15 protein-coding genes are annotated in these 15,629 nt (G+C 59.8%); 3 read left to right on the plus strand and 12 right to left on the minus strand.

Going from position 1 to position 15,629, the window contains the following annotated elements:
* Positions 1–27 precede the first annotated feature (27 nt).
* The 3 genes from AC2FH6_RS19145 to AC2FH6_RS19155 all read right to left on the minus strand — a co-directional run bounded on the left by AC2FH6_RS19145 (position 28) and on the right by AC2FH6_RS19155 (position 3,338).
* Positions 28–1,893 (minus strand): ParB/RepB/Spo0J family partition protein, encoded by a 1,866-nt coding sequence (locus tag AC2FH6_RS19145; protein WP_496703974.1) that lies wholly within the window; start codon positions 1,891–1,893, stop codon positions 28–30.
* A gap of 221 nt (positions 1,894–2,114) precedes the next feature.
* Positions 2,115–2,519 carry a DUF3768 domain-containing protein gene (locus AC2FH6_RS19150; RefSeq protein WP_496703975.1) on the minus strand — a complete coding sequence of 135 codons (405 nt, stop codon included), beginning with the start codon at positions 2,517–2,519 and terminating at the stop codon, positions 2,115–2,117.
* A 525-nt stretch (positions 2,520–3,044) separates the two neighbouring features.
* Positions 3,045–3,338 carry a WGR domain-containing protein gene (locus AC2FH6_RS19155; RefSeq protein ID WP_496703976.1) on the minus strand — a complete coding sequence of 98 codons (294 nt, stop codon included), beginning with the start codon at positions 3,336–3,338 and terminating at the stop codon, positions 3,045–3,047.
* A 190-nt stretch (positions 3,339–3,528) separates the two neighbouring features.
* Between AC2FH6_RS19155 and AC2FH6_RS19160 the strand changes: the two genes are divergently transcribed.
* The 3 genes from AC2FH6_RS19160 to AC2FH6_RS19170 all read left to right on the plus strand — a co-directional run bounded on the left by AC2FH6_RS19160 (position 3,529) and on the right by AC2FH6_RS19170 (position 5,207).
* Positions 3,529–3,744 (plus strand): DUF6429 family protein, encoded by a 216-nt coding sequence (locus tag AC2FH6_RS19160; RefSeq protein WP_496703977.1) that lies wholly within the window; start codon positions 3,529–3,531, stop codon positions 3,742–3,744.
* Positions 3,745–3,859: 115 nt separating this feature from the next.
* Positions 3,860–4,267, plus strand: a complete 408-nt coding sequence (locus tag AC2FH6_RS19165; RefSeq protein WP_496703978.1) for a hypothetical protein — start codon at positions 3,860–3,862, stop codon at positions 4,265–4,267.
* Positions 4,268–4,409: 142 nt separating this feature from the next.
* Entirely contained in the window at positions 4,410–5,207 is a 798-nt protein-coding gene (locus AC2FH6_RS19170; protein ID WP_496703979.1) for a hypothetical protein, read from the plus strand.
* Positions 5,208–5,359: 152 nt separating this feature from the next.
* On the opposite strand, the gene AC2FH6_RS19175 is transcribed toward AC2FH6_RS19170, so the two are convergent.
* The 9 genes from AC2FH6_RS19175 to AC2FH6_RS19215 all read right to left on the minus strand — a co-directional run bounded on the left by AC2FH6_RS19175 (position 5,360) and on the right by AC2FH6_RS19215 (position 15,358).
* Positions 5,360–5,677, minus strand: coding sequence for a bactofilin family protein (locus tag AC2FH6_RS19175; protein WP_496703980.1), 318 nt, complete (start codon positions 5,675–5,677; stop codon positions 5,360–5,362).
* Positions 5,678–5,969: 292 nt separating this feature from the next.
* Positions 5,970–6,221 (minus strand): ParB N-terminal domain-containing protein, encoded by a 252-nt coding sequence (locus tag AC2FH6_RS19180; RefSeq protein WP_496703981.1) that lies wholly within the window; start codon positions 6,219–6,221, stop codon positions 5,970–5,972.
* Positions 6,222–6,585: 364 nt separating this feature from the next.
* On the minus strand, positions 6,586–7,479 hold the full coding sequence (locus tag AC2FH6_RS19185; protein WP_299076695.1) for a dihydrodipicolinate synthase family protein: 894 nt from the start codon (positions 7,477–7,479) through the stop codon (positions 6,586–6,588).
* 10 nt (positions 7,480–7,489) lie between these two features.
* Positions 7,490–8,458, minus strand: a complete 969-nt coding sequence (locus AC2FH6_RS19190; protein WP_281995180.1) for a D-2-hydroxyacid dehydrogenase — start codon at positions 8,456–8,458, stop codon at positions 7,490–7,492.
* Positions 8,451–9,797, minus strand: a complete 1,347-nt coding sequence (locus AC2FH6_RS19195; RefSeq protein ID WP_281995179.1) for an MmgE/PrpD family protein — start codon at positions 9,795–9,797, stop codon at positions 8,451–8,453. Before AC2FH6_RS19195 ends, AC2FH6_RS19190 begins: the two co-directional genes overlap by 8 nt.
* A complete protein-coding gene (locus tag AC2FH6_RS19200; RefSeq protein ID WP_299076704.1) occupies positions 9,794–10,537 on the minus strand; it encodes a maleate cis-trans isomerase family protein in 744 nt (247 codons plus the stop codon). Before AC2FH6_RS19200 ends, AC2FH6_RS19195 begins: the two co-directional genes overlap by 4 nt.
* On the minus strand, positions 10,534–11,616 hold the full coding sequence (locus AC2FH6_RS19205) for a pyridoxal phosphate-dependent aminotransferase (protein WP_281995177.1): 1,083 nt from the start codon (positions 11,614–11,616) through the stop codon (positions 10,534–10,536). The genes AC2FH6_RS19200 and AC2FH6_RS19205 overlap by 4 nt, the downstream gene beginning before the upstream one ends.
* The gene (locus tag AC2FH6_RS19210) at positions 11,613–13,262 is read right to left on the minus strand and encodes a hydantoinase B/oxoprolinase family protein (protein WP_281995176.1); all 1,650 of its coding nucleotides are present in this window, start codon (positions 13,260–13,262) and stop codon (positions 11,613–11,615) included. The genes AC2FH6_RS19205 and AC2FH6_RS19210 overlap by 4 nt, the downstream gene beginning before the upstream one ends.
* The gene (locus AC2FH6_RS19215) at positions 13,259–15,358 is read right to left on the minus strand and encodes a hydantoinase/oxoprolinase family protein (protein ID WP_281995175.1); all 2,100 of its coding nucleotides are present in this window, start codon (positions 15,356–15,358) and stop codon (positions 13,259–13,261) included. The genes AC2FH6_RS19210 and AC2FH6_RS19215 overlap by 4 nt, the downstream gene beginning before the upstream one ends.
* Positions 15,359–15,629: the final 271 nt, after the last annotated feature.

Here is a 15,629-nt window from a genome sequence, read left to right on the forward strand (position 1 = left end):
GGCGCAACGCGCCCTGCCCTGTTGGGTTCAGAAGCAATCGGGCACCCACGCATCGATCCGGACTTTCTGTGCCTCGGTCACACCCAGTGCCGCCTGATGCTCACTGTCGTTGAACAACTTGTGCATCGCTTCGTTCTTCGCACCTTTCTTGGATTTCGCGAAGGCTTTGAACATGTCGGTGTCGACATGCAGGTCCAACAGGTCCTTGTAGAGATCATCAAGCTGCCAGCCTTTCAGGCGCTTGAAGCAGTTCTCAGCCGAAGGGGTCCAGATCGCGCGGATGCCGGCACCAATCTCAGCCTCGATTTCGCCCATGAACTCCGGGCGTTGGGTCAGGAACCGCCGAGCAAGAAAAACTGTGATCTCACCATTGCGGGTCTTCTTGCCCAGATCACGAAACGCCCTGAACGCCTCCACGCTGCCTTTCGCGGCCATCTTGTGGAGTTGGTCATAAGCTGCCTCTGCAGCCTCATCCCGCTCCCCGCCAAGGCGTGGATCAAGACTGAACAAATCGTCGATCTCAGGTGTGTTCCGCTCAGCGCCACCATAGCCGAACCCAAACAGGGTGCTGGTCCGACCGGATGCCGGGGTTGCGGAGAAGGCAAACAGGCTCAACACATAGTCGGGCTTGTCCAGAAGGGCCGTTTGAACCGCCGCCAGCCGGATCGCCACCATGTCGTCGATGAACTTCTGCGAATAGGTCGATTTTGGTGTCTCTACGGTCTCTGGCTCTTTGACTGGGGTCAGAACACCGGCCTCAATGGCGGCCTGCACTTGCTCCGCCGCGACATAGGCCGATGACGTTTTGATCTCACCATCGTTGCCGACATAGAAAAACACGCCGGACAGCTTGCGTTGATCTTCGGAATAAAACGGTGCGGCATAGTCTTCGAGCGCGGCTAGTTCCTTCTCGCCACCCGCGTCCAGAGCCTCACCCTCATAGAGTTCGGCAAGTTCGTCATACCGCTCGGCCTGTTCTGTGGTGAACTCTCGGCTCACCATCTCCAAACGGTGCATGCCTTCACTTCCCGAGAACCCATAAGGAATGTAGCTGTCTTCATGGGTGTCCACCCAGTCCCAGCCATCCGCTTCACGCAGCTTCGCTGCTTCTGCCGCAAGCTTCTCAGCAAATAGGCGGTCCAGTAGCGCGCCTTCATTGAATAGGGTTTCATCGGCAAAAAGATCAGCGGTGACCGTGCCACCGGCTTTAACATAGGCTTCCTGCCCCACAAACACAGCCTTGCGGCTGGTGCTGCGGACAGCCTCAGATGTTAGGGCCTGTTTGACATCATGTTCACTGAACCACCGACACTCTTTTGCCTGTTCCAGCACGTTCAGAATTTCCTCTTCTTCGGTGCTGACGGTCATGGCCTTGGCCAGACCCATACTGATCTCGCCCGCCTTGAGCGCGTCCAATACAGCGACGGGCAGACCGGCCAGTGCGAGGCGGCGGCGCACATGGGCTTCGGTCACACCAAACGCATTGCTGATCTTGGCGACAGACAGGGATTTCTCGGCCATCCTGCCATAGGCGCGGACCTCGTCCACCGGTTCCAGTTCCTCGCGGGCGGTGTTTTCCGCATTGGCCCATTGTTCGGCCACAAACGGGTTGTCTGTGACTTTCACGGGGACCTGTGCCAGATCGGGGCGTTCAGTCACGGCGATATTCAGAGCCCGCAAGCGGCGACCACCGGCGACGATGGCGACTTTGCCATCCGCATCACGCAGACCGCTGAGGTTCTGGATCAGGCCGCACATGACCAAACTGTCAGCCAGCAGAGCTATGCCTTCGTCGGCAACCTCCTGTCGTGGGTTCAGATCAGACAGGTAGAGATCGGGCAGGGCGATGGTTTCGATGGTTTCCGGTGCGGTGAATGTTTCAACTTTGCTCATGGGGCAAATCCTTGTTTGCGTGTGTTGCTTCGTGTTAAGGGTGCCCTACCCCTTCCGGGGTAGAGCGGGGCCGCTTAGGCGGCTGCGTGTTGTTTCAAGAAGGCGAGGCCGATCTTGGCGGAGAGACCTCCCTTCTTGACCAGCTCAACGGCTTCGCGCCGTCGTTGCTGCAAGGTTTCCTGACTTATTTTCATCACCCCCTTTCCGAGTTGCGTTGGAAATCAGTATTCGCTGGGGCACATGATGGTCAGGACGCGGCGGGTCACTGCGGGATCAAACGGGCGGTCAGAGCCGTATGTGTAGTCCGTGTCGTAAAGATCGATTTTCCAAAACAGCTTCTGGCCGCTGATCGTCACCGTTCCGAATGTGTGATCGCCATAGGGGTCATTGTCCTCATCAAACTGGTCATCCGACGCCACTGCAGCCAATGCCGCAGTCTGAAACTCCACCCCTTCGCCTGACACGCCGGACGTGACGAAGACCTGTCCCTGAATGCCTTTGGAGTGCATCTCAATCGCCGCATTTGGATCAATCAGGGCTTTCCGAAACAGGTCATTCTGGGCCGCAATCTCTGCCGCCTGAAGGTTCGTGTCGTTCTCGATGTCTTTTGTTGCTTCACTGTTCAAAACCGTCTCTCCTTTTGTGGCGCGACCTCCGGGGTTGATCCCCTTTTGGTGCTGGTTTTGAGCCGAGCCCTGAAAGGGCGTCGTCTCTAAAACCTGCCATGTGGCGAACGCGGAGAGGGGCGAGACAGAACAAATCGACAAGGGTGGTGCGGCCCGCAGCGCCCCGCGCGAGGACACGGTCTTGTCTATTTGTCTTGTCCGAGGGGGGAGGCCGCGCCTTCCCCCTGACGTCGGGTGGCGTTTGGCTTGTCCAAATCCCGCCTGACCAACAGAAAAGCCAAAGGATCTTGGATCCCGCGGGAGCGCAAAAGGGATCGAAACCCGATCGGGCAGATCACCACGGCATGGACCGACCATGATCCAAAGCCCCTGCCCCGGCTCGCTGGAGACGGTTCAGGGGCTACTGGCTCAGGGAGATCATGCTGGGGTGTTCTGGGTGAAAGCCGGCATGCCAGCTGGAACCTAGAGCCCGGTCACGAGCCGACAGGCTCGGGATTTGCTATGGAAACAATTTGCAGCCCGAAGTCACTCACCGACCGTTACGTAGCCTCGTCTGCGCTTTTGCTTTTCGAGGTTATGGAGCGCCGCAGCAGCCTGGGCTTCGTCTTCGTACGTCACCATCATGGCTTGCCCGTTTGTGCCAATACGTCCCCATGTACGAAGAACGGACACTTCCCCAAACAGCGTCGGCTGCAGCTCTATTCCGTAGTACCGTGCCATGTTGACGTCCGGGTCCACATGGATCAGGTGGACAGGTGTGGTGTCTGACAGCTCCATGCTCCCAGTATTGCTTGGCACAATCCAGCTGTCCAATGACATTGCGATATCTATTCTCTGGGAGCGATTCATACCCGTGGTGTGAGGCGGCACGGGTTTCACCCGGCCTTATCAATCTGGTCGCACCATATGCGAGCTGAAGATCTTTGCAGTCCCTCCGTTCGCCGGATCAGGGTTGACGAGCCCGGCCCTTGTCGCGTCCGCTGTAGTTATGGACATAGATGAGAACAAGGTGGATGAAGCAGTCCTGGCGCTGCTCTGGTTGACGCTGCATGACGAGCGCCGCGCGTGGAAAGGTTTTGACTGGGACGCGCTTGATCGCCTGCACCGCAACGGGTTGATCCTGGACCCGGTTGGGAAGGCAAAGTCGGTGGTGCTTACTGATGAAGGCCTACGCCGCTCCGAAGCACTTTTTGCGGAGCTTTTTGGGCGGGAGTCAAAGAAATAGCATTCACCGCGACAAGACCATCCATGTAACGCAGATCTGCACAAGCTTGTGGTCTGGCTGGCGGTTGCAATCTGCGCTAAATCGCCCCTGTCCGGCGAACAGGGAGAAGCTGACGATGACAACGGGGAACGATCTTGGTGGGCTCATCGGATTTGTCACCGGTGATGAGATTTGGCACGAGCGGCTCGCGGACGTGTTGGACGAGCATTTTCTGCCAGCGCTCGAAGCCTTTGATCTCGATTTCGAGGATTTGGGCGACCTGCTGGGCGATGACTGGCCAATGGTTCTGTGGGGCGGTGGCCTTGAAGACTTGCTGGGCAGGACATTCGGACCGGACGCCGAAAACGCTGCAGATGCCTATCTGAAAGGGAGAGGTTCCAAGGAGAGTGCGCAGACCCGCGCCTATATCAAAGGATTGCGGGACGCGCCGGTCAGCCGTTATGAGGTGAGCGAGATAGACCCCGGCAGATCCATGGTGCTGAAGGACCTGCTTTCGGGCGCAGAGCCAGTCACCGTCCAGTAACGCAGCGCGACGCAGATGTTGCAGCGGTGGGATCGCATCGCAGCTCGGGTTGTCACGCAGGGGGGGTCATAAAGTGATCTCGGGGGCGCGGCTTCCCTTCGAGCCAGAAACTGTCGCTTTTTTTGAAGATGGGCTCCGCTCCGTGTTGGAATTGAACCTCGACGATGAGCTGAGGCTGACACAGGATCAGCTACACCGTTCCGCACCCCTTTTCACAAATGCCTGGCTCTTCGCACATCTGCCGAACTTGCTGGACCCGGAACCACCACAAATCAGCAACATCGATGGTGACGACCTTCTCTTTCACGAGATGCGCTTCCCGCTCGCCAGTAAGGTGACGCAAAGCCCGAGCTCGCAAAGACTGTCCCAGTCCGCAGAACTCGTGGTCTCTGGTCAGAAGGATTGGACCTGGCTTGACGTCGGCAACCCGTCCGGCAACACCCGTGGCACCGGCCTTGTGTTGGACAGGTCAATGTCAGGGGCCTCAGTGCTTGGGTCCCTGGACCTGAAAGGCAAGACACTCACACTTTCTGTAAATTCTGCAGCGCGCGCCGATCGCGGCGAAGCCTTGGTCCGGGACCTCCTGGAGGATCTGGTAAAGTCACCGCTGACATCAATCCAGACCGTCGAACAGATGATGGCGGATGACAGCCTGAAAAGCGAAGTGGCAGAAGAAGAGGACATCCCCCCTGCCCTTGCCCGTCAGATTGCCCACGAACATCTCGACCATCACTACCGCGACACGCTTGATCAGCCGATCCCGGCCCTTGGGGACAAAACACCGCGCCAGGCCGCTTGCAGCACGGCGGGCAGGAAGAAAGTCATCGACTGGCTGAAGACATTCGAAAACCGCAGCGCCCGTCAGACTGGCTCCCCTGTTGCAGACTATGATTTCAGCTGGATGTGGGACGAGCTGGACCTGTCAGACCACCGAAAATGACAGATAGACTGAACAATAGAGCCATTCTACGGAAGCAGTTTGTTAGGCAGCTTCCCTGAAGATACGCATCGAGCCATTCAAGTTTCACTCTGAACCAGGCAATCGCATTTGTCTGAAGTGTAACCATGATACTGGTCGTTGGCAGGCATGCCCTACTGCCCGCCCGCGATGTTAACTTTGCCCACAACCTTCGCTCCGCTTTCAGTTGCCATCGTCTTGGCCGCTACATCAGCTCGAATTTGTGCGCTCGATGCAATCTTCAGATCGTCGCATTTCAGGCTTCCCTGGTGCTTGCCATCAATAATGATCTTCTTGGCCGATAGTTCACCGTCGACCGACCCGCCAACCTGAACAATGATTGTCTCAGCGCTAACGTCGCCAACCACTTGCCCTTTGACCTGGATGCCTCCCGCACTTGAGTTGAGATTGCCTTCAATTGTCAGATCTTCTTCAATGATTGAGCTTGCCACGTTGAAACCCTCTGGATGAGACGTTGGCAACCTTAGAAGGAAAGTCGCTGCTTGAACACCTTCCAATCCTAACCATCGTCGTGCTGCTCAAGCGTTCATTTTTTTGGCGAGTTCCACCTAAAATCGAAGGTTTCGGAACGGTCGTCGCGACATGTACCGTATTTACCGATCGGCCAATTCAGCCGCTCATCACTTGATCTTGCGCTGCGGTACGGCTTCCTCAGAACGGACTTTCGCGCTCAGCGTATCAATTGGTTAGGTTTTCAGGATGAAACCTGCAATTTGGATACATTCAGTGTAGCTGAGCGTGAACCAGAAATCCTTCGACTTCAACTTCACCAATAGCGCGCAAAGCCTCAAGCCGGTGATATCCTTCGACAAGAATGTAACCGCCGCCCTTATCGGCGCGCAGGCGTATGGGCGTGGTTTGGCCGTTTTCCATTATATCGTACGCGATGCGTTCGACTTTGGCGGGATCCAGAGTTTTTCTCCGTTTGACCGGAATGCGAACGTCACAAATGGCATATTTTTCTTTTATAGGCATGATCTCAATTTGCGCGAGAGGGCAGCGTATAGGCAAGCACTTCGGCCACGATATCCACCAATTTCCAATTTTGTCTCATGGCGCCGCTAGATAACAGCCTATGTATAAGCGGCCATGAGTTCGTAATTTACCGAGCATTTAGCCAAATCGAGGGCATCTTGGTGAACCGCCCAGAGCCGACTTTGAGCAATGTGTCTAATTGCTGCGGTCGAGCCCGCTTAGCGGCCATTCGTTGCGCTGCCAAAATTTGTGTCTGTTCCAACTCACAGTCTGCGGACGTAACTGCCACCCAACTGGAATAGGTAAATGCCGGGTATCGCGCAATCACGGACATTGCCCTTGGCTCTTTAGGGAGGTCCTGCGGTTAGCGCGGAAGTGTGGTGGCCAGTCTCGGTCCGGCGGCCGGATCGGCATTCATGTGCGGGGGGCGCAGGTTGAGCCAGCGCTGGTCGTTTGACCGGTGGGCCACCAGGCTTTTCAATCCACAGATCAACCCTTCCTCCTGTGCTGCTTTGCGATGGGTTTCCAGTCCCGGTTGCAGCGTGTCTGCTCCGCTCTGGTCACCATCCCGCACAGCTTCATACATGGCCCTGATCGCAGTGATGTTCGAATTGCAGCTTGCCGAAATGCAGCCGCCTGCGCCGAGCGCCATTGCTCTGGCCAGCAGTGTTTCAGAAGCAGGAAAGACGGATAGGCCCGGCGCCGCCCGGATGACGGAGGCGGTATTGTCCCAGTCACCCGAGCTGTCCTTGTAGGCCACCACATGGTCGGGAAAGGCCTCGTTTAACCGGGCGGATAGGGCCGGCGATATCGGCACCCCCGTGTTCTGCGGGATGTTATAGAGGATGATCCGCGGGGCCTTGTCCCCCAGGGTTTCGATCAACTGGCCGTAGTAACGATACAGCCCCTCGTCGTCGGGCGGGTAGAAAAACGGCGGCAGGACCATCGCCGCAGCACAGCCCAGATCAGCCGCATGACGGGTAAGCGTGACGGTATCTTCGAGATTGCATAGCCCGGTGCCCGGCATAAGCTGTTCGGGCGGCACTGTGCCTGATGCAACAAGCTGTTCGAGCACGCCCATGCGTTCACTCATGGTGTTCGAGCTAGCCTCGCCGGTGGTCCCGAAAGGCGAGAGGTAATGTGCACCGCCCTCCAGACAAAACGCGGCATGGTCCAGATAAAGGCCCTCTGCGATGGAAAGGTCATCCTCATAGGGGGTGAGCAGCGGGGTCACGACCCCTGTCAAGCGGGCTTTCAAAGCGTTTCCTTCAATACCCACGGGCCGGGTCCACGATATTGACCAGCCCCTCGCCGCGCATCCAGCGGCCGAGGTTTTGTAGGAATAGTTCGAACGAGGCTTCTTCCCATTCGGCAAAGACTGACGAACAATGCGGTGAGATGATCACATTTTCCAGCGCCCATAGCGGGCTTATCTCGGGCAGGGGTTCGGTCTCGAACACGTCGAGTGCCGCCGCCGCCACATGCCCGACGCTCAGTGCATCGTAGAGGGCGGTCTGATCCACCACGCCGCCACGCGAGACATCGGCGAAGATTACGCCGGGTTTCATCGCCGCGATCTCCTGCGCGCCGATCAACCCGCGCGTTGCGGGGATAAGCGGGGTCGAGACCGCGATGAAATCCGCGTGCGGCAAAAGGTCGTGCAGATCATCCGCCGCGTGCACCTCATCGACATGTTCCATCGGCTCTGGCCGGGCGCGGGTCCCCAGAACCTTCATACCGAAAGCCCTGGCGCGCGCCGCCACCGCCTGACCGGTATGACCCAGCCCGATAATCAGGAGCGTCTTGCCCGCCAGCGGCCTGACTGTGCGGGCATTCCAGACCCGCGCGTCCTTGTCCTGTTGCAGGCCCGAGATATCCAGCGTGAAATGCAAAAATCCGCCGAAGATGTATTCCGCCATCATCCCGGCCGCCACGCCCGCAGCATTTGTAACGGTGGTCTTCTGAGGGTCCCATTGGCCGAAATGGTCAGTACCCGCCCCGCCATTGGCGACCCAGCGCGGGCCACCCGCGCCAAACAGCGCGTCGCGCGGAAAGCCCGGAGTGCCTGCGAAGCGAACCGAGTAAACAATTTCGGGCCGGTAGCTGTCGATCAGGGCGGGAAGCGTTTCGTAACTGTTGCACTCACGATATTCCGCCTGCGGGAACGCGGCGCGCAACCATCGGGCAAGCGGCGCCGTATTGCTGTTATGCAGAACAATACGCGGCGTGTCAGACATGGTTTTCCTCCATAGACGCACGAACAAGTGCTGTCAGTTCACTGAATTTGGCTTCCGGCTGCATCAGCCGCTCGCGCATCTCCCAGAGCGCCGTGACGCGGGGCTCTGGGTGTGCGGCGGTCATCATGCGGAATTTTGCCTCGACCTCGCTCATGTCCATGGGCGCTTCGGGTCCGCCACGCGCGTGCACGTCGCCTGAGGCAAGCCTGCTGCCGTCCTTCAGCGTCACAATGACATCGGACCACCGCCCGGCGGGAAAGCGTTTGCTGTGCCGATCTTCCTCACGCACTGCAATCAGCGCCAGCATTTCGGCCACCTTCGGGTCGCTCAGGGCTGTACCGGTAATGTGCCCCGGCCCGATCCGGCCATGCACCAGCATCACGGCCAGCGCGAAGGGAAGGGAATACTGGGCCTGCGATGTGGTTGCGGGCATGCCGGGGAACAGCGCCGCGGCCTCGGAAAATGTGTTCACCTCGATCCGGGTCACGTCGCCTGCGGAGAAACCGTGATCCCGCATCAGACCGGACAAAGCATCAAGCGCCGCATGCGCCCAGCGGCAGATCGGATAGGGCTTGATGTAGTTGTGCTCGATGGTCCAGACCTTGCCCAGATCAGACCAGCAATCTTCCACCTCATCAGCCTCGACAGTGATAGCAGGCGCACCGGTAAAACCGTCCATCGCCAGCAACGCCGCCATCGCCCCCACCAGCGCGCCCATACCTGACCCATCGTGCAACATCGTCGGATTGGCGATCTCGCGCATCATCTGGCTGCGCGGGCCGTGGTACTCGGCAATCCCGAGCGCCTGGCGCAGCTGGCCGGGATTTGCGCCCAGCAGACGGCACCCCAGCGCCGCCACGCCCAGCGCGTTCCATGCCCCGGATGTGTGATAGTCGCTAACTGTTGCATGCAAGGCAAAGGCTGCTCGGGAAGCGACCTCATAGGACATGACGAGCGCAGATAGTGCATCGCGCGCGGAAAGCTCTGGTCGGGCTTCGGCGAAGGCAAACAGTGCGGGCACCACAGCGCAGCCGATATGACCCTTGGTTGGATTGAGGCCATCGTGGGCGTCGAGGTTGTCGATCTGGGTCGCAGCGGCAAAGACGGCACCGGGGATTGAGGCGCGGCGGCCATCGAACATCAAATGGGCCGCGTGTTCCGGGGCACCTGCGCCGTGAAAGGCAAAGGCGTGATCGCGCGCAATCCGTCCCGCCTCCATATGCGCAGCCCCTGCCGCCACGCCGAATGTGTCGATCAGCAGCGTCGCGGCCACGTTAAGCGCGCTTTGCGGCATGTCTTGGCCCGCAAGCACGAATTCGGCGATCCGGTCAAAGTTCATAGCCGTTCCCTTTCCAGTAACTGGCCATATCCCGGCAGGGCTTCGCTGATACCGGCAAGCTGCATGGCCTGAAACATCATCGCCTGGTTCGAGCTGATCACCGGCTTGCGCACTTCAGCCTCCAGACGGCCAATGCTCTCGACACTCCGCATGTCGGTGCAGGACAGCACAATTGCTTCGGCCTCTGGATGGTCGGTGGCAAGGCCCAGGTCGAACACCGCCTGCGGGTCCAGATTGCCCTGTCCGTAGTTGTCCAACGCATCGCTGACCTCGGACCGGGCCACGGTTTCAAAACCGGTCTCGGCCAGAAATCCGACGGCCAAGTCGTTGATCGCAGATACGTAAGGCGAGGCAAAACCGATGCGGTTCACGCCCAGAGTTTGCAGCGCATGCACCAGTGCCCCGGCTGCCGTTACGGTCTCGGCCCCACTATCGGCCTTGATCCGTTCGGCAAGCGCACGGTCGAAGGCCGGGCCATGGGTCAGCGTGGCCGAGGTACAGCCATAGAGGATCACATCCGGGCGCACACCCTGCAACAGGTGCAGCGGTTCATCCAGATCAGCCGCGCCCAGCCCGTGCATCTGGTCCGCATCCGGGATCTCGTCCTGATCATAGCCCCCCATACGGGCAAAATGCATGGACACGCCGTCAGGGCGTAAAAGCGCCATGTCAGGTTCGAGATTTGTATTGGTGAAGGGCACCAGAATGCCGAACCGGGCACGTCCGCGCGATTGTGTCATGTCTTTTCCCCCTCTGCCCTGCGTTCCAGAATCCCGGCGGCGATGTCGATATCTACCGCGACACCGATGGTCGCGCGTAGGCAATCTGCAAGCCCAGCCCCGCCTTGCGGACGCAGAAACACACCCTCCGCACGAAGGGCTTCGTCAGCGCGGTGCGCCTTCTCCGGGCTTGCAAATCGGATCAGGATGAAATTGGTGAAACTCTCTGGCACGTCCAACCCGGCCTGCATCAGCCGTTGGCGCAACCCATCGCGCAGTCTCACCGTTTTCTGACAGGTCGCACGCATATAGCCCTGATCCAAGAGTGCGGCTTTTGCGGCCGCCTGACCGGCAAGCGAGATGTTGTTGGGGTTCATCACCTTGCGGATCTCGCCAGCAATCTCCGCCGGGAACAGCCCCCAACCCACCCGCATACCGGCCAGCCCATATGCCTTGGAGAAGGTGCGCAGTACCACCGTATCGCCATGTTCGACCAGATCGAACATGGGCTCACCCAGATGATCGGCAAATTCGCCGTAGGCTTCGTCGATCACCAGCAGGGTATCGCCCGACAAGCCCTCGCGCAGACGAACAAGGTCTGCGCGTGAGATACGGGTGCCGGTGGGGTTGCCGGGATTGGCAACGAATACGATGCGGGTGTCGGGCCGTACAGCAGCCAGCAGAGCATCGACCGAAACGCGCCCGTCGCATTCAGGGGCCACATCAAAGCGCGCCTGCACCAGCTGCGCGGCTGTTCGGAAGAAGGGATAGGCGTGCTGCGGGGCCAGCACCGCGTTTTGCTCATCGGCAAAAGCCTGCACGAGGCAGGCGATCAGCTCCATCGAACCGTTGCCGCACAGGATACCTTCTGCGGGGATGCCGTGCAGACCAGACAGCGCCAAACGCAATTCGCCCCAGTCCGGATCGGGATAGAGATGCCCTGCCTTCAGCGCTTGCGCACCGGCCTCGATGGCAAGCGGGCTGGGTGGGCGTGGGCTTTCGTTCTGAGACAGCGAGATCAGGCGCTTTACCTCGGGCGCGTTCAGTTGAGCCAGGGCATAGGGCGACATGGAGGCTATATGGGCAACGGGGCTGATCATGGCTTCATCCCATAGACTTCGCGCGCCACCTTCCGGCTTATCAAACCTTCCTCAAGGTCACGCTGAACATCTTCGCGCGGGCGATCCTGCGGATTACCAAAACCGCCACCGCCCGGGGTTTCGAAGATCAGAGTTTCACCTGCCTTCACCCGGACCTCGCCCTTGCCGGGCAGGTCAGGCCCTTCCTGGCCAATGCGGATGCGTCCCGGCGCACCGTTTGCTGCGCCAAACCGCCCGCGTGCGGGGTTCAGAACCCGTTCGACCGAAAGAAACAGCATGAAATCCTCATCTACCGCAGATCGCATCTCGATATGCTGACCCAGCCCGCCGCGTGTCCGCCCGGGCCCACCACTGTCGGGCTTGAGCTCGCGCCGGGTGATCAGAACCGGCGCGACCGCCTCGGTGGTTTCCACCTGCGAGCCCCAGACGCCCGAGGGAAAAGCGGTGGCCGACAGCCCGTCCAGACCAGGCCGTGCGCCAGTTCCGCCGCTGAACACCAATTCCAGCGCGAATTGTGTGCCGCCCTGCGAAACCGCCTCGGGAGTGTGGCGCAGCGGCAGGTTATACATGCAGGATGCGCCCTCGGCAGGCACCTGATCCGGCAGAACCTGTGACAGGCAGCCATAGACCAGATCGGGTGTCATCTGGCCCAGCGTGTGGCGCATGGCCACCGGCGCAGGCGGCTGTGCGTTCAGGATGCAGTTTTTTGGCCCGATGACACGGAAGGGTGCGAGCGAGCCCGCGTTGTTGGGAATATCCGGCCCGATGATGCAGCGAAGGGCAAACACTGAATATGCAGTGGCATAGTTGAGCGGCACGTTGATGCCCTTGTTCGACAGGCCCGATGTGCCGGAGAAATCCAGTGCAACGCGATCCTCGGCAATGGTCAGGGCAGCATGCAGATCAATCTCTTGCTCATATCCGTCCACTTTCAGAACATTGTGCCATGTCCCATTGGGCAATTCCGCGATGGCCTCAATCGTACCGCGATATGAGGTGTCGATGATGTAGTCGGCCAGTTCATCCAGATGGTCGATGCCGAACTCATCCATCATGCCCGCAAGCCGCTCCGCGCCGGCCTCGCAACAGGCGATCAGCGCATAGATGTCGCCCTCGTTGGCGACGGGTTCGCGCGAATTGGCTTTGACGATCTCCATCAGGAGGGAGTTCAACATACCCTCGTCCATCAGTTTGCAGGGCGGGATGAGCAGCCCCTCGTCATAGATATCCGTGCCCTCTGGCCCCATGCCAAGCCCGCCCAGATCGACCAGATGCGAGGTGCAGGAGGTAAAGCCGACCACGCAATCTTTATAAAACACCGGCATCATCAGCAGGAAATCGTTCAGATGCCCCGAGGCAATCCAGGGATCATTAGTCAGATAAATGTCGCCGGGCTTCATATCCTGAAGCTGAAACCGGCTGCGCAGGGTCTTTACCGCCTCGGCCATGGTATTGATATGACCTGGCGTGCCAGTCACGGCCTGGGCGAGCATCCGGCCTTGCAGATCAAAGATGCCGGCGGAAATATCGCCGCATTCGCGCACGATGGGGGAAAAGGCGGCGCGGATCAGCGCCTGACCCTGTTCCTCGACCACGGCCAGAAGCCGGTTCCACATGACCTGCAGGCGGGTGTCGGTGGTGCTCATTGGTCGCCCTCCCGGTTGCGTGTGAGCCAGATATTGCCGCCGCCATCCACGTGCGCCGCGAAATCGGCACTGACGAATGTGGTAGTCTGCGGCTCGATGATCAGGGCGGGGCCATCAAGATGGTCGCCGGGTCTGAGCACCCCGCGCTCATGGATTTCCGCCTCGCGCCATTCACCGGTGACATCGCACAGGACGCGCCGCTGCCCGGACGGTTGCGCGGGCTGTTTCACGAGGATTTCGGGGTAATGCTCCAGCGCTGGCGGTTCGGAAGCAACCTCAAGCGCCCAGTTCAGGATCTCGATCTTCATGCCCGGCACAGCGCGGCTGAACTGGCGGCTGTATTCCTCCTCGAAGGCGCGGCGAAGTGCAGGAATATCCGTCTCTTCCAAAGCCCGGTCAGGCAGCGGGATTTCAATCTCGTGCCCCTGCCCGTGATAACGCATGAAAGCCTGCCGCCGCCGGGTCAGCAGGCCCTCTGGCGCACCTGCCCTCACCACGGCCTCGGCCTCGACGATCATTGCGCCAAAAAAGGCGTTGAGCCCATCCAGATCAAGCGTCTCAAGTGTGCTATAGCGCGAGCGGATGATCTCGAAAGAGACCGGCGCGAACAGGAACCCCACTGCCGAGCCGACCCCGGGATCGCGCGGGATCAAAATGCGGTCAACCTGCGCACGCCGCGCCACCCGGGTGGCATGCAGGGGGCCATTGCCGCCAAAGGCGATCATCAGCCACGCGTTCAGATCCTTGCCCGACTCCACCGCGTGCATTCGCCCTGCGGCGGCCATGTTCTCATCCACGATCTCGCTGACCCCATAGGCGGCCTGTACGGCCTCAAGCTCCAGCGTCTGCCCGACGCCCAAGGCAAGCGCCCTTTCCGCCGCCTCCATGTCGATCCTGAGCCGCCCTTCGGCAAAGCGTCCGGGTTCGATCAGCCCCTGCATCACGTCGGCATCGGTCACCGTCGGCTCGGTTCCGCCCTTGGCAAAGGCGGCGGGTCCGGGCTCGGACCCCGCGCTCTCTGGTCCGACCTGCAGGCGGCCCAACCGATCCACATGGGCGATCGAGCCGCCGCCCGCGCCGATCTCGATCATTTCGATCACCGGGATGCGCACCGGCATGCCCGAGCCCTTGATGAACCTCGCCGCGCGCGCGATTTCGAACTTGCGCGCGGTCTGCGGACGGTATCGGTCGATCAGACACAGCTTGGCCGTCGTGCCCCCCATATCGAAACTCAGCACCTCGCGCTCGCCGGTCTCGGCAGCGATGCGCGCGGCCAGAATGGCCCCTCCAGCAGGGCCGGATTCCACCAGCCGGATCGGCAGACGCGCGGCGGTTTCCATCGTCGTCATGCCACCGCCCGCGGTCATCATCAGGATCGGGCAAGTCAGCCCCTCATTACTGAAACGTGCCTGGAAATCGGTCAGGTAGCTGGCCATCTGAGGCTGGATATAGGCGTTGGCGATGGTGGTTGAGAGCCTGTCGAATTCACGCGCCTCGGGGCTGACCTCATGCGATAGCGAGATCACCAGATTGGGCATTGCCGCCAGCAGAAGATCGCGCAGCCTCAGTTCATGTGCCGGGTTGGCGTAGGCATGCATCAGACAAATCGCTACGGCTTCGGTGCCACAGGCCGCTAGTTCCCCAGCCAGTCGGGCAACGCCCTCCTCATCGAGCGGTTGCAACACCTGCCCACGCGCATCCATCCGCCCTCCGATGGTAAAGGCACGCGAACGCGGCACGATCAGATCAGGTTTGACCAGGTTAATATCATACTGGCTGTAGCGGCGTTCATAGGCGATCTCGAGAATATCGCGGAACCCCTCACTCGTCACCGTGGCCACAACCGACCCGCGCCGCTCGATCAGAGCATTGGTGGCCAGTGTCGTGCCATGGATGAAGCCGCCGATTTGCGACCAGTCTGCCCCTGTCGCGGCCAACACATGTTCGGCACCCGCAAGCGCCCCAAGGGTCGGGTTTTCAGGGGTGGTCGGTGTTTTGGTGGTGGCAAGGATATGCCCCTGCCCATCAACCAGGACTGTGTCAGTGAAAGTGCCACCAATATCGACGGCAAGGCGTAACCCGTTCGTGTTGTGCATGTAGAGAAACCAAAAAAGCGGGAAAGTCAGAAGAGGTGTGGATACCCGGTTCAGCAACTGCTGAATCGGCCAATAGGCAGCTTCACGTCATACCACGAGATCACAGCCGATTGCCCGACGTCCCTGGTTTACCATCATGCATTGCGCCATATTTGGCCGCTCTCGCTCTTTCCAACTTCAGAAAGGCTGCCCGAGCACAGGACGGGCTGTCAACAGAAATGTGAACCTGTCCAGCAGGCACTCGCGATCGCAGTGTTACTTGCAGATGGCA

Source organism: Ruegeria sp. CDSC045 (genome assembly GCF_059610725.1).

Bases quoted from the DNA above. Each gene is read 5' to 3' on its own strand.
- AC2FH6_RS19195 (WP_281995179.1), bottom strand. From the start codon at position 9,797: ATGAACTTTGACCGGATCGCCGAATTCGTGCTTGCGGGCCAAGACATG.
- AC2FH6_RS19205 (WP_281995177.1), bottom strand. From the start codon at position 11,616: ATGATCAGCCCCGTTGCCCATATAGCCTCCATGTCGCCCTATGCCCTG.
- AC2FH6_RS19190 (WP_281995180.1), bottom strand. From the start codon at position 8,458: ATGTCTGACACGCCGCGTATTGTTCTGCATAACAGCAATACGGCGCCG.
- AC2FH6_RS19200 (WP_299076704.1), bottom strand. From the start codon at position 10,537: ATGACACAATCGCGCGGACGTGCCCGGTTCGGCATTCTGGTGCCCTTC.
- AC2FH6_RS19155 (WP_496703976.1), bottom strand. From the start codon at position 3,338: ATGTCATTGGACAGCTGGATTGTGCCAAGCAATACTGGGAGCATGGAG.
- AC2FH6_RS19210 (WP_281995176.1), bottom strand. From the start codon at position 13,262: ATGAGCACCACCGACACCCGCCTGCAGGTCATGTGGAACCGGCTTCTG.
- AC2FH6_RS19165 (WP_496703978.1), top strand. From the start codon at position 3,860: ATGACAACGGGGAACGATCTTGGTGGGCTCATCGGATTTGTCACCGGT.
- AC2FH6_RS19215 (WP_281995175.1), bottom strand. From the start codon at position 15,358: ATGCACAACACGAACGGGTTACGCCTTGCCGTCGATATTGGTGGCACT.
- AC2FH6_RS19180 (WP_496703981.1), bottom strand. From the start codon at position 6,221: ATGCCTATAAAAGAAAAATATGCCATTTGTGACGTTCGCATTCCGGTC.
- AC2FH6_RS19145 (WP_496703974.1), bottom strand. From the start codon at position 1,893: ATGAGCAAAGTTGAAACATTCACCGCACCGGAAACCATCGAAACCATC.